This is a genomic window from Vibrio sp. YT-19(2023), from assembly GCF_033337395.1.
Window position 1 is genome coordinate 1 of the sequence record NZ_JAWOQN010000011.1, and the last position, 14,456, is coordinate 14,456.

11 protein-coding genes are annotated in these 14,456 nt (G+C 45.7%); 10 read left to right on the forward strand and 1 reads right to left on the reverse strand.

Going from position 1 to position 14,456, the window contains the following annotated elements; genetic code table 11:
• Window positions 1-103 precede the first annotated feature (103 nt).
• Genes recO through acpS form a run of 3 tightly spaced genes read left to right on the forward strand, consistent with a single transcriptional unit; the run spans window position 104 to window position 1,957 of the window.
• Complete coding sequence (recO, locus tag R7E78_RS10175; protein WP_005384578.1) at window positions 104-835, forward strand: DNA repair protein RecO; 732 nt, start codon at window positions 104-106, stop codon at window positions 833-835.
• A complete protein-coding gene (gene pdxJ / locus R7E78_RS10180; protein ID WP_005384579.1) occupies window positions 832-1,566 on the forward strand; it encodes a pyridoxine 5'-phosphate synthase in 735 nt (244 codons plus the stop codon). Before recO ends, pdxJ begins: the two co-directional genes overlap by 4 nt.
• Window positions 1,567-1,576: 10 nt before the next feature.
• Window positions 1,577-1,957: a holo-ACP synthase gene (gene acpS, locus R7E78_RS10185; RefSeq protein WP_213872057.1), complete on the forward strand. Its 381-nt coding sequence runs from the start codon at window positions 1,577-1,579 to the stop codon at window positions 1,955-1,957.
• Window positions 1,958-2,026: 69 nt separating this feature from the next.
• Here acpS and barA read toward each other — a convergent pair whose 3' ends face one another.
• Complete coding sequence (barA, locus tag R7E78_RS10190) at window positions 2,027-4,825, reverse strand: two-component sensor histidine kinase BarA (protein WP_262640685.1); 2,799 nt, start codon at window positions 4,823-4,825, stop codon at window positions 2,027-2,029.
• A gap of 192 nt (window positions 4,826-5,017) precedes the next feature.
• Between barA and rlmD the strand changes: the two genes are divergently transcribed.
• The 7 genes from rlmD to ispD all read left to right on the forward strand — a co-directional run bounded on the left by rlmD (window position 5,018) and on the right by ispD (window position 14,453).
• Complete coding sequence (rlmD, locus tag R7E78_RS10195) at window positions 5,018-6,337, forward strand: 23S rRNA (uracil(1939)-C(5))-methyltransferase RlmD (protein WP_262640686.1); 1,320 nt, start codon at window positions 5,018-5,020, stop codon at window positions 6,335-6,337.
• Window positions 6,338-6,460: 123 nt separating this feature from the next.
• Window positions 6,461-8,680, forward strand: coding sequence for a GTP diphosphokinase (gene relA, locus R7E78_RS10200; RefSeq protein WP_262640687.1), 2,220 nt, complete (start codon window positions 6,461-6,463; stop codon window positions 8,678-8,680).
• A gap of 351 nt (window positions 8,681-9,031) precedes the next feature.
• Window positions 9,032-9,835, forward strand: coding sequence for a nucleoside triphosphate pyrophosphohydrolase (gene mazG, locus R7E78_RS10205; protein WP_053304134.1), 804 nt, complete (start codon window positions 9,032-9,034; stop codon window positions 9,833-9,835).
• Between the two features lie 205 nt (window positions 9,836-10,040).
• Window positions 10,041-11,681, forward strand: coding sequence for a CTP synthase (locus R7E78_RS10210; protein WP_021034029.1), 1,641 nt, complete (start codon window positions 10,041-10,043; stop codon window positions 11,679-11,681).
• A 78-nt stretch (window positions 11,682-11,759) separates the two neighbouring features.
• Window positions 11,760-13,061: a phosphopyruvate hydratase gene (gene eno / locus R7E78_RS10215; protein ID WP_047103168.1), complete on the forward strand. Its 1,302-nt coding sequence runs from the start codon at window positions 11,760-11,762 to the stop codon at window positions 13,059-13,061.
• Window positions 13,062-13,462: 401 nt separating this feature from the next.
• Window positions 13,463-13,744, forward strand: coding sequence for a cell division protein FtsB (gene ftsB, locus R7E78_RS10220; protein WP_005380907.1), 282 nt, complete (start codon window positions 13,463-13,465; stop codon window positions 13,742-13,744).
• Between the two features lies 1 nt (window position 13,745).
• Window positions 13,746-14,453, forward strand: a complete 708-nt coding sequence (gene ispD, locus R7E78_RS10225; protein ID WP_017633548.1) for a 2-C-methyl-D-erythritol 4-phosphate cytidylyltransferase — start codon at window positions 13,746-13,748, stop codon at window positions 14,451-14,453.
• Window positions 14,454-14,456: the final 3 nt, after the last annotated feature.

A 14,456-nucleotide genomic window follows, 5' to 3' on the forward strand; every position in this document is an offset into this window, starting at 1 on the left:
TGGCGCTGGACTAAACAAAGGCCCCCTTTTAGGGGGCTCACACAAAGCCACCTTCTTTAGAAGGTGGTAATTTACTTCACACTTTTTAGGCACAATGACTTAGATGAGTAATCTGTCTTCCGAAGGTTTACAGCGCTGTTTTGTATTGCACCGACGCCCTTACAGTGAATCGAGCTTAATCCTTGATGTATTTAGTGAGGAATATGGCCGAATGACTTTAATGGCCAAAGGCGCGCGCAGTAAGCGTTCGAACTTAAAAGGCGCATTGCAACCTTTTACCCCGCTATTACTTAAATGGTCGGGGAAAGGCTCAATGAAAACTTTGCGTCAAGCCGAGCCGATAAGTCTAGGTTTGCCGTTAACGGGCATTAATCTCTACTCAGCCATGTACGTCAATGAACTGATTGGCCGTATTTTGATGGCTGAAGTGCCGATGCCAGCACTATTTCATGATTATTTGCATGCGTTAACCGAGTTGGCGCACAACGAGAACCCTGAGCCTGCACTGCGTCGTTTTGAGTTAGCCTTGCTGTCTGCGATGGGGTATGGCGTGGATTTTTTGCATTGTGCAGGTACCGGCGAGCCCGTCGATCCAGAAATGACCTATCGTTACCGGGAACAGAAAGGGTTTATTGCTTCGGTTAGGCGAGATAACCTCACGTTTTTAGGGAATGAACTGATTGCCATCAGTGAGCGGCGGTTCGTCACTAAAGAGCAGCTAAAAGCGGCAAAACGCTTTACACGTATAGCCTTAAAGCCGTATCTTGGCGGCAAACCTTTAAAAAGTCGTGAATTTTTCATTCAGACCCCCAGAGCACGGAGTAACGGAAAATGAGCTCAATTTATTTAGGCGTCAATATCGACCATATTGCCACTCTACGTAATGCACGTGGTACAAAATACCCGGATCCTGTTCACGCTGCTGAAATTGCAGAGCGTGCAGGCGCGGACGGTATCACTATCCACTTACGTGAAGACCGTCGCCATATTTTGGATCGTGATGTACGTATTCTGCGTGAAACCATTCAAACGCGTATGAATCTAGAGATGGCAGTGACGGACGAAATGGTTGAGATTGCGCTGCAAACTAAACCAGAGTTTGTGTGTCTAGTGCCTGAAAAGCGTGAAGAACTGACGACGGAAGGTGGTTTAGATGTAGTAGGACAGCTTGAAAAAATTAAAGCTGCGACGAAAAAGCTGACAGATGCCGGCATTAAAGTTTCGCTCTTTATTGATGCTGACCGTCAACAGATTGAAGCTGCGAAAAAGTGTGGAGCTCCGTTTATTGAGCTACATACTGGCCACTATGCAGATGCGACGACAGAAGACGAGCAGCAAGCTGAACTGAAGAAGATTGCTGCTGGTGCGAGTTATGCACATGACCTAGGTATTATTGTTAATGCCGGGCATGGCCTGACTTATCACAATGTCGCACCAATTGCTGCATTACCAGAAATTTACGAACTCAACATTGGTCACTCAATCATTGGTCGCGCAGTATTTGATGGTTTAAATAAAGCGGTTGCTGACATGAAAGCACTGATGATTGAGGCTCGCCAGTCATAGGGCTATCTAGATGGCGATTATAGGGTTAGGGACCGACATTGCAGAAATTGAGCGTATTGAAAAAGCGTTAGCTCGTAGTGGTGAACCTTTTGCTCAGCGGATTCTTTCAGAAGAAGAAATGGCCAAATTCTCACAGCTTAAGCTGCAAGGTCGTTATCTTGCTAAGCGCTTTGCAGTCAAAGAAGCGGCCTCAAAAGCATTGGGAACAGGGATAGCAAAAGGGGTCACGTTTCACGATTTTTCCATCTCGAACGATGCGCTTGGAAAACCAGTGCTCGCATTGACGGGCACAGCAAAGCAAGTAGCGGATGCGATGGGTGTTAACCACATTCACCTGTCCATTTCCGATGAGCGTCATTACGCTGTGGCGACGGTCATTTTTGAATCCTAGCTTGTAAGTCTTAAACAAAATACTAAAAAGCCAGAGCATTTGCTCTGGCTTTTGTTTCTCTTCAATAGATCACTGTTCAAGGTATAACTTTGCGGTTGTTGTTACTTTAATCATTTCATCTTGCAGCTCGAACATTTCAGGCTCAACCTCCTCAAGACTGATCCCTGAGCGCAGTGCTTGCTCAAGCGTCGCACAGAGTGACTTCAGTCTTGGAACGCCACAATATGAACTACTGCCGTGCAGCTTATGGATGACATGAATTAGGTCATCACGAGAGATATCTTCTTGCTCTAGAGCTTGGTCAACAACCGCTTCTACTTCAGGGATGAACTCAATCAACATGCGCAGCATATCTTTGGCGAGATCCTCTTTATTCGCGCTCTGTTTCAAGGCCGCTTGCCAATCAATAATCACATCCTGTTGAGGTGAAGAAACGGATTGTGGTGCGCTTCCTTCAGGTTCATCAACGTATGAAGGGGCGACTTTGCCAATGCTCTCTGTACAAGCATTGGGGTTCCAGTGAACCAAAACCTGTTGTAGCACATGCTCTTCAATAGGTTTGGTCAAGTAGCCATCCATTCCTGCCGAGAGCAAGCGGTCTCGTTCCCCAGCCATGGCATGCGCCGTTACCGCAATCACTGGCGTGTCTTTATTTAACTCCAACTCTTTAATGTGCTTACAAGCGGTCACCCCATCCATTTGTGGCATTTGGATATCCATGAAGATTAAATCGTACTTTTTCTCTGTCGCCAGGTTCACCGCTTGCTGGCCATTGCTACAGGCGGTGACGGTTTCTACTCGTTCGCGGAGCAGTGCAGAGATCAGCTTCAAGTTTGCAGGGTTGTCATCCACTGCTAGTACAGTCAGAGGTAAACGGTCCCCTTCGCTTGGTGTAATTGGAGCGCTTAATACCGGTGGCGATTCTACATGTTCGCTAATCAGGCTTTGTAGCAACTTACGGCGAGACAATGGCTTCGTCAGGCACTGGACGTGATGCTCTGTCATTATTTGGTCCGCAAGCGCCAATTCGGTACTCGGTGTCCCTAGGAGAACACTCGGAGCCATACGTTTCGCTTGTTCTATCCAAGGTGTAATAACTTCCGCATCGTGAGTCTGGTTGGCCGCTAAATTCAACAATACATAATCATATTGTTCTTCGTTGTTTGGTAGCGAAGAGCGGTAGGTTACTAAAATACCCTCCTGACTTAGAATCTGTTGGGTTACGGATGCGGCTTGCATGTTTGGTTCAACCAGCAGTAACTGCTTCCCAGTCAGAAGTTCCACTTCAATCAGTTCGCTCATTGGTATCTCGGTTGAGTGCAAGCGTACCGTAAACCAGAAGGTTGAACCTTGGTGTAGACGGCTGGTTAAACTGATTTCGCCGCCCATCTGGCTCACCAGTTTCTGAGTGATAACCAGACCAAGGCCAGTACCGCCGTAACGACGTGAAATACTTGCATCTGCTTGGCTAAAGGCTTGGAACAACTGCGCTTGCTGACGCTCAGAGATACCAATACCGGTATCACGCACCATGAATTGCAGTTCGACGGAGTCTCCTGATTGAGAGCGCATTTCTACGCTAACATCAATGTTGCCTCGCTCGGTAAACTTGATTGAGTTACCGACTAAGTTCGTCAAAATTTGCTGAATACGTAGTGGATCCCCAACTAAACCTGGTGGAATTTTAGGGTCCACTTTTAGGGTGATTTCTAACCCTTTCTCATGTGCACTTGTGGCTTGTAGGTTAATTACCTCTTCTAAACTTTCTCGGAAATCAAAAGGAATATTTTCCAGCGCCAGCTTACCCGCTTCAAGTTTCGAGAAGTCGAGAATGTCATTGATGATATTCAGCAAGTTGTTCGCCGATTTCTCAATCGTCTGTAGGTAATCCGTTTGGCTGTTAGAAAGCTGCGTTTTAAGCATTTGACGAGTAAAGCCAATCACCCCATTGAGCGGAGTACGCAGCTCGTGCGACATGTTCGCCAAGAACTCTGACTTAACCCTGGCCGCTTCTTGCGCGCGTTTCTTCGCGATATCCAACTCAACGTTCTGAATTTCTAGCTGCTCAAGCGTTTCACGTAAGTCGGACGTGGCTTGGTCTATACTGTGCTGCATCTCCACGTGATATTCTGATAACGATACCGCCATGGCGTTGATGCCATTTTTTAGCTGGTCTAACTCACCGTGCATTTTGCCTTCGATACGCACATCCAGATGACCACGGCGAATGCGGTCAACGACATTCTTCATGTGGGTGATAGGTTGGGTCACATCGTGCATTAGACGTGAAGCAAACACACTTGCTAAGCCAAGACCGAGAACCAGAACTAAAAACGCAGAGAAGACTTCTTGATACTGTTGCAGCCTCAAGGAGGAGAGATCTAACTCGACGGCGATGTAACCAATCGCTTTTGTGCCTTGGCTTTCGTTCGACAACTCCGCTAAGTAGTGACCTTCTGACAAAATGGGGACACGCAATATCAGTGAGTTTTCGTAGATTTCCGAATTACCCAGTTGCGGGATCGGTTTATCTTTGGGAAACATCAAGGCTTCAAAATTAGGATGAAAGTTAGAGGTCACAAAGAGCTCATGATGTTCATCAAATACCGCGATACTACGAACCAGTTTGGAGTTTTTGCGGTGCGCGTAGCTTATCAAGCGACGTACCGCCTCTCGGCTTTCTGATAGTAGATGAGTTTCACTGGCAATCGCCAGCGGCTCAATAATGCTGTTACCAGTGGTGATAACTTGTTTCTCAAGGTCTTGGTAGCGGTTAAATGAGAAAAAGCCGCTCAGTAATAAACCAATAATGAGAGTGGGAGCGAGAGTTAGTGTAATTACACGTGCTCGTAAGCCATATCTGGTCATGTTATCTAATTACATCGGAGTCTGGATATGGGAAAATAACGCATTATTTCTCAAGCGCACGATAAAGCCTTGAGCAAAGAAGTGACGTCACCGAATAAACGGTAAGCATAATCAAGTCACTCGAATCACACAACGGCTGCAATCAAGAATAGTGAAGCCGAAGAGCAATTACACATAAATCAGGCATAGAGCATGGCACGCATCTTTCAACCGAAAAAGAAAACCCAACTCAATACTCGGCACCAAGCAGTGCAAGTGGAGCGTTTAGATCACCACAGCGCAGGCATTGCTTACCTCAAAAAGAAGCCATTGTTTATCGATGGAGCACTGCCGGGTGAGGAGGTGGTCACTCAATTGGTGGAAGAAAAGAGCAAGTTCGCTCGCGGTAAGTTGATTAAAATCCTTAAGCCGAGTGAAGCTCGTGTGGAGCCATTTTGCCCACATTATCATGAGTGCGGTGGCTGTGATTTGCAGCATTTAGGTTATGACCAACAATTGACGTACAAACAGCAAACGTTGCGTCAGCTAATGCGAAAATTTTCAGGCAGTGATATTGAACTAGATGCCCCGTTATTGGGATATTCGCAGGCCTACCGTCGCCGTGCGAGAGTGAGCTTGTTTGTTGATAAAAAAACACGTCAGCTACATTTTGGTTTCCGTAAAAAGCAGAGTAAGCAAGTTGCGCAAGTGACCGATTGCCCAGTGCTGGCACCGGAACTGAATGTTTTGCTGCCAGATATTTACTCAGCCCTAAAAGCGTTCAAAAAGCCGGAACAATTGGGTCATGTAGAGCTGGTACTTGGTGATAATGGGCCGTGTATTACGCTGCGCCACTTGAGCGCTCTGACAACGAGTGAAACTCAATCTCTAACGGAGTTGGCAAAACGTCATGGCGCATCGTTGTACTTGATGCCATCGACAGAACAATTAGACCTTATCGAAGGCGATATGCCTTTTTATCAAGAAGTTGGAGTGAAAATCCCTTTTGCACCAAATAACTTTATTCAAGTAAACCAAGGTGTAAACCAACAAATGGTCAAGCAAGCGGTTGAGTGGTTAGACCCACAAAAGAGTGACCGAGTGTTAGATTTGTTCTGTGGTTTAGGCAACTTTAGTTTACCAGTTGCGAAATTAGCTAAGCACGTGGTTGGAGTAGAGGGTGTTGCAGAGATGGTAGAAAAAGCCACAAACAATGCATCTTTGAACCAAATCAATAACGCGCAATTTTATCACGCTAACCTTGAGCAAGATTTTGAAGGCCAAGCCTGGGCCGCAGAGCGGTTTGATAAAGTATTATTAGACCCGGCACGCGCGGGAGCGAGTGGGATCATCGATCAAGTTTCTGAGCTTGGCGTACAGCGTGTAGTTTATGTTTCTTGTAATCCTGCTACCCTTGCTAGGGATAGTCAAAGCTTGATAGAGCAAGGCTACCAATTAACTAAATTAGGTATGCTGGATATGTTCCCTCATACCAGTCATCTAGAATCGATGGCATTGTTTGAAAAGTCCTAACTTTAGGACTTTGACCCCTTATTTGTGGTGGGTGGTCATAAAGCCAGCGTGTACGCGCGGTAAAAAGAACTAACCTGGACGGTGTTAGTCAAACCACACGAATATAATAATTAGGATGATGAGATGGTTGCGGTAAGAAGCGCGCATTTAAACCAAGATGAACAGTTTGAACTCGAAAACTGGGTGGCTAGCCTAGGACAAGAGAAAAACACAGCCTCACGCTTAATCGAAGTATATCGAGATTGCCAGACGGTATTAGCTGATAACGAGCAAGCGGAGCTGTTGTTGTGGCGTGGACGAGAAATGATCGAAATTTTGATCACCTTGTCTATGGATCAAGCCACTTTAGTGGCTGCTCAACTGTTTCCTTTGGTTTCAAGTGGTGCTTTTAACAGAGAAATTCTGGAAGAGAAATACAGCAAAGAAATCATAAAATTAATCGACGGCGTTGAAGAAATGGCTGCTATTGGGCAGCTCAACGTCAACATGGAAGGCAGTGCAGCGTCATCTCAGGTAGATAACGTACGCCGCATGCTGCTTGCCATGGTGGATGACTTCCGCTGCGTAGTTATCAAGCTCGCGGAACGAATTTGTAACCTTATTGAAGTTAAAAAAGCGCCAGATGAAGTTCGACGTGCGGCGGCAAAAGAGTGTGCCAACATCTATGCGCCGCTAGCAAACCGATTAGGCATCGGTCAGCTGAAATGGGAAATTGAAGATTACGCTTTCCGCTACCAACAACCGGAAACTTACAAACAAATTGCCAAACAGCTTTCTGAGCGACGCATCGTTCGTGAACAATACATCAAAGACTTTGTTGAAGACCTCACGCACGAAATGGAAGTGTCGGGCATCAATGCCGAAGTGAGTGGTCGACCTAAGCACATCTACAGCATTTGGCGAAAAATGCAGAAAAAGAGTTTGGCCTTTGATGAGCTGTTTGATGTGCGAGCAGTGCGTATCATCGCAGACAAACTGCAAGATTGTTACGCGGCTTTAGGCGTAGTTCACACCAAATACAAGCATCTACCGAGCGAGTTTGATGACTACGTTGCTAACCCTAAACCAAACGGTTATCAATCGATCCATACAGTAATTCTAGGGCCAGAAGGCAAAACCATCGAGATCCAGATTCGTACCAAGCAAATGCATGAAGAGTCGGAACTGGGTGTTGCCGCGCACTGGAAATATAAAGAAGGGGCAAGCAGCCGAAGCGGTTATGATGAGAAGATCACGTGGCTGCGTAAGCTACTGGATTGGCAAGAAGAAATGTCTGACTCTGGCGAAATGCTCGATGAGTTACGTAGCCAAGTCTTTGATGACCGTGTTTATGCCTTTACACCACGTGGTGATGTTGTCGATTTGCCAATGGGGGCAACGCCGCTAGATTTTGCCTATCACATTCACTCCGAAGTGGGACACCGTTGTATCGGTGCCAAAGTCGGAGGTCGTATTGTGCCGTTCACGCATAAATTACATATGGGTGACCAAGTCGAGATTATCACTCAGAAAGAACCTAACCCATCACGTGACTGGTTAAACCCATCATTAGGCTTCGTTCATTCTGGTCGTGCGCGTGCCAAAATTAACGCCTGGTTCCGAAAACAAAGCCGTGAGAAGAACCTTGAAGCAGGTCGTGAAATCCTTGAGCATGAGTTAGCCAAAATTGGCGCAACGTTAAAAGATGCAGAGCATTACGCCCTCAAGCGGTTTAACGTCAAAACACCAGATGAATTGTATGTTGGTGTAGGTAGCGGTGATTTGCGCATCAACCAAATCATTAACCATATTAACGCGTTAGTTAACAAGCCAACGGCAGAGGAAGAAGACCAGCAAGCACTGGAAAAACTGCAAGAAGCTGAGCATAAATCATCCGCGCAAAGCCGACCGAAAAAAGACGCAGTTGTAGTAGAAGGCGTCGATAACCTAATGACACATCTAGCACGTTGCTGTCAGCCAATTCCAGGTGACGATATCTCTGGTTACATAACGCAAGGTCGTGGGATTTCAGTACACCGTAGTGACTGTGAACAGCTAGAAGAACTGCGCCATCATGCGCCAGAGCGCATCATCGATACGGTCTGGGGCAGCGGCTTTGTGGGGTCATACATCCTCACCGTGCGTGTTGAAGCGATGGAGCGAGGTGGTCTACTCAAAGACATTACGACACTGTTCGCCAACGAAAAGATCAAAGTGACCAGTATGAAGAACCGAGTCGACTACAGACGTCAACTTGCCATCATGGACTTTGACCTAGAAGTCACCAATATTGAGGTGCTTTCGCGGGTTTCGAAACGTGTGGAACAGATCAAGGATGTGATGACGGTGAAACGCCTCGGCTAAAACTCTCGTCATAGTTGTCGTTGTAGCGTTGTTGACTGCACGCACTCGCTCCATCACATGGTGAACCATGCTCAGGAGTCTCGTTTGTTTGTCGCCTAGCTATACAACTTCAACTATTTACAGAGTTACACTTGCGTCATATTTGGCTTTTTATCTGCGTTAGCTGCACTTATTCCGACGTGCCGGCTCAGGGGCATCACATAGTAGGCTATGCTCAGGAGTCGCGAAAACTTGTTGCCTTGTCAAAGTAACAGTTACTTAGTGAAAGCTGCTGAGAAAATATAATGTAGAAGGTGAGTGGTTTTGGCTGCTCACCTTTTTCTTTAATAGAAAGGTTTAAAGGAACAAAAAATGAGTCATCCAATTGAACAATTAGAACAAATCATGGCGAAGTTGCGTGACCCAGAAAACGGTTGCCCTTGGGACTTAAAACAAACCTTTGACACCATCGTTCCGTATACAATAGAAGAAACCTACGAGGTGGTGGACGCGATTCAAAATCGAGATTGGCCCAATCTAAAAGAAGAGCTAGGGGATTTGTTGTTTCAGGTGATTTTTTACAGTCAGCTAGCGAAAGAGCAAGAGCTGTTCGATTTTTCGGATGTCGTCGAAACCGTGAACGAAAAACTGACTCGTCGCCACCCGCATGTTTTTTCAGATGTTGAGTTTGAATCTGACGAGGAAATTAACGCGAACTGGGAAGCGGAAAAAGCAAAAGAAAAAGCCCTAGTAGGCAAAGCGGAAGAAAGTATCCTAGACTCAATACCAAACTCTTTACCGGCACTTTCTCGTGCTACAAAAATTCAGAAAAAATGTGCAAAATTTGGGTTTGATTGGGATTCACTTGGCCCGGTTGTCGATAAAGTACGAGAAGAAATTGACGAAGTCATGGAAGAGGCACTGCAAGTTCAGCCCGATGAAGAGAAAGTTGAGTTGGAGCTCGGTGATTTGCTATTTGCGACTGTCAATTTGGCTCGCCACCTTGATAAAAACCCAGAAGTCGCGCTAGGCAAAGCAAACGTAAAGTTTGCGCGACGTTTTAAACAAGTTGAAGGCAAGGTCCAGCAGTCAGGCAAAGTACTTACAGATTGTTCTTTATCAGAACTTGACCATTTTTGGGATGAAGTAAAACAAGAAGAATCGAGGCAGAGGTAAACTGGCAGAATACATAATATAAGGTCAGCTTGTTTGGTTACACGAAAACGGACTTTGGTTTGTCTTTGCTCACTTTGATTTGAAGCAAAAAATAAAAAATTACGGTGTGATAGATTTCACGTTGTGGCGGTAAGGAGCTTCTGGTATAGTTATCTCCCGTCCAGAAGCACTCCATTTCCCTCATTCAACCAATTTCAGGTTAAACATGACGACAAATTACATTTTTGTTACTGGCGGGGTTGTATCCTCTCTAGGTAAAGGTATTGCAGCAGCATCTCTTGCGGCTATTCTAGAAGCTCGTGGTCTTAAAGTGACTATGATGAAGCTTGACCCTTACATCAACGTTGACCCGGGCACAATGAGCCCTACTCAGCACGGTGAAGTGTTCGTTACAGAAGATGGCGCAGAGACTGACCTTGACCTTGGTCACTACGAGCGTTTCATCCGTACCAAGATGACCAAGCGTAACAACTTCACTGCAGGTCGTGTTTATGCCGACGTACTTCGTAAAGAACGTCGTGGTGACTACCTAGGCGCAACTATTCAAGTTATCCCTCATATCACTAACGCAATCAAAGATCGCGTTATTGCAGGTTCTGAAGGCCATGATGTGGCTATCGTTGAAGTTGGCGGTACTGTTGGTGATATCGAATCACTACCATTTATGGAAGCGATTCGTCAGCTAGCTGTTGAGCTAGGCCGTGAGCGCGCAATGTTCATGCACCTAACACTTGTTCCTTACCTAGCGGCAGCGGGCGAAGTGAAAACTAAGCCGACGCAACACTCTGTAAAAGAACTTCTATCTATCGGTATTCAGCCAGACATCCTAGTTTGCCGTAGCGATCGCGTTATTCCTGCGAATGAGCGTAAAAAAATCGCACTGTTCTGTAATGTTCCAGAAAAAGCAGTAATTTCAATGAAGGATGTAGACTCTATCTACAAGATCCCTCAGTTGATTAAATCTCAAGGGCTAGATGACCTTGTGTGTGCTCGCTTTGGTATTACTGCTCCTGAAGCAGACCTTTCTGAATGGGAACAGGTTATCTACGAAGAAGCAAATCCTACTGGTGAAGTAACCATCGGTATGGTTGGTAAATACATTGAATTACCAGATGCATACAAATCTGTGAACGAAGCGCTTAAACACGCTGGCTTGAAAAACCGCCTAAGCGTCACAATTAAGTATGTAGACTCACAAGATATCGAAACAAAAGGCGTTGAACTTCTAGAAGGTTTGGACGCAATCCTAGTACCAGGTGGCTTCGGCGATCGTGGTATTGAAGGCAAGATCCGTGCGGCTCAATATGCACGTGAAAATAACGTGCCTTACCTAGGTATTTGTTTGGGTATGCAAGTTGCACTAATCGAATACGCGCGTAACGTTGCGGGTATGGAAGGTGCACATTCAACAGAATTTAACAAAGAGACTAAGTACCCTGTGGTAGGTTTGATCACAGAGTGGGTAGACGAATCAGGTAGCGTAGAAGAGCGTACTGAAAAGTCTGACCTAGGCGGTACGATGCGTCTTGGTTCACAGCTGTGTCACCTAGAGAAAGGGACTAAAGCTCGTGAACTGTACGGTAGCGCGACGATCCATGAACGTCACCGTCACCGTTACGAAGTGAATAACGTGCTTCGTCCGCAAATCGAAAAAGCAGGCCTAAAAGTATCAGGTCTATCTGCGGACAAGAAGTTAGTGGAAATGATTGAGAACCCAGCTCACCCATGGTTTGTAGCGGCTCAGTTCCACCCAGAATTCACCTCGACTCCTCGCGATGGACATCCATTGTTTGCAGGTTTTGTTAAGGCTGCGGGCCAAAACGCACGCGGCGAATTCGAGAAGTAAAAGGATACGGGCGGCGGCGAAGGTTGTGCTGCTGCCCTTTAAGATTGACATTTATATTTGAAACGAGAGGAAACATTAATGTCTAAGATCGTTAAAGTTCTAGGTCGTGAAATCATCGACTCACGTGGTAACCCAACTGTAGAAGCTGAAGTACACCTAGAAGGCGGTTTCGTAGGTATGGCGGCAGCTCCATCTGGCGCATCTACTGGTTCTCGCGAAGCTCTTGAGCTACGTGACGGTGACAAAGCACGTTTCCTAGGTAAAGGTGTTCTTAAAGCAGTTGAAGCTGTAAACGGCCCAATCGCTGAAGCTCTAGTTGGCAAAGACGCTAAAGACCAAACTGCAATCGACGCAGTAATGATCGAACTAGACGGCACTGAAAACAAATCTAAATTCGGTGCTAACGCTATCCTAGCTGTTTCTCTAGCAAACGCTAAAGCTGCTGCTGCTGCGAAAGGTATGCCTCTATACGAGCACATCGCTGAGCTAAACGGCACTGCAGGTCAGTTCTCTATGCCTCTACCAATGATGAACATCATCAACGGTGGTGAGCACGCAGACAACAACGTTGACATCCAAGAGTTCATGATCCAACCAGTTGGCGCTAAGACTCTTAAAGAAGGTCTACGTATCGGTGCAGAAGTATTCCACAACCTAGCTAAAGTTCTTAAGTCTAAAGGCTACAGCACTGCAGTTGGTGATGAAGGTGGTTTCGCTCCTAACCTTAAATCTAACGCTGAAGCTCTAGAAGTTATCGCAGAAGCTGTTGCAGCTGCTGGTTACGAACTAGGTAAAGACGTAACTCTAGCTATGGACTGTGCTGCATCTGAGTTCTTCGACAAAGAAGCTGGCATCTACAACATGAAAGGCGAAGGTAAAACTTTCACTTCTGAAGAGTTCAACCACTACCTAGCTGAGCTAGCTAACCAATTCCCAATCGTTTCTATCGAAGACGGTCTAGACGAGTCTGACTGGGATGGCTTCAAGCACCAAACAGAACTACTAGGTGACAAGCTTCAACTAGTAGGTGACGATCTATTCGTTACTAACACTAAGATCCTTGCTGAAGGTATCGAGAAAGGCGTAGCTAACTCTATCCTTATCAAGTTCAACCAAATCGGTTCTCTAACTGAGACTCTAGCTGCAATCAAGATGGCTAAAGACGCAGGTTACACAGCAGTAATCTCTCACCGTTCTGGCGAAACTGAAGATGCAACTATCGCTGACCTAGCGGTAGGTACAGCAGCAGGTCAAATCAAAACTGGTTCTATGAGCCGTTCTGACCGTGTTGCTAAGTACAACCAGCTAATCCGTATCGAGGAAGCACTAGGTGATCGCGCTCCTTTCAACGGTCTTAAAGAAGTTAAAGGTCAAGCTTAATTCTTCACTGAATTAGCAGCTTAACTTAAAGCTTTTAAAACACCCTGCTTTGGCGGGGTGTTTTTTTATATAACGGAAGCGCTAAGTGAGCGCACTCCTCCATGTTTCAAGTAAGCGGTCTCAAAGAAGTTAAAGATCAAGCTTAATTCTTATTGAGTAAAGTTTCGCTAAATAGCTTTTTGAAACCATCGCTACGGCGGTTTTTTGTATTTATAGGTTTGTATTTTTGGCTCTTACTTTGGTCATGGGTAAGGAGCGCTTCCTATGAGCTTGTTTCATTTTGCTGCTTATTTCTTGTAAGGAGCGTGTGAGTCTCCCTTTCTCCCCTAGAGGCAACCTCGCATTTATGCTATATATGTCACCTTATCTAATTCCTTCCGGTACAGAATGTTAGCAGCGATATGCGAATCTTTGTTATAGCCCTTACGCTACTGTTTGGCTTGCTTCAATACACTCTATGGTTTGGTAAAAACGGAGTGTCTGACTACTACACAGTAAAAGATGAAATTGAAGTTCAGCAACAAGTGAACAGCAAGCTACAAGCTCGCAACAATGAAATGTTCGCTGAGATTGATGACTTAAGGCAAGGTCTTGATGCGATTGAAGAACGTGCGCGTCATGAGCTCGGTTTAGTTAAAGATGGCGAGACTTTTTACCGCATTATAGGTGAGGAAAACCATTAAAATGTTGGATATGAACTCATCGCATATCGCAATTGTGCCTGCTGCTGGTGTAGGGAGCAGAATGAAGGCAGATCGCCCTAAGCAATATTTATTGATCGAAGGTAAAGCGGTACTGGAACATACCGTAGAGAAACTGCTTTCTCACCCAAATATTTCTAAGGTTGTCGTTGCCGTTACTGACGGCGACCCATATTACCCAGAATTGTCCATTGCTAAGCACCCAGATGTGATTCGTGTAGCTGGTGGTAAAGAAAGAGCAGACTCTGTGTTATCAGGGCTAAACTATGTCAATGAGCATCTGGAAAGCGAGTGGGTATTAGTCCACGACGCTGCGAGGCCATGTGTATTAACATCCGACATTGACCGTTTGATTGATGTTTGCTGCGCCCACTCAACGGGTGGCATTCTCGCATCTCCTGTGAGAGATACAATGAAGCGAGCAAACGCAGTACAAGATATCGATCATACGGTAGATAGAGAAGCATTGTGGCATGCACTGACTCCACAAATGTTTAAAACTCAGCAGCTTACTCAAGCACTGGCTGACGCATTAGAACAGGGTGTAACCATTACCGATGAAGCCTCGGCTTTGGAATGGTTAGGCGAGAAGCCAGCCTTAGTTCAAGGGAATGCGAACAATATAAAAATCACTCAGCCAGAAGATCTTGCGTTAGCCGAGTTTTATCTAAGCCGTGAGCGCGGCGAATAAAGA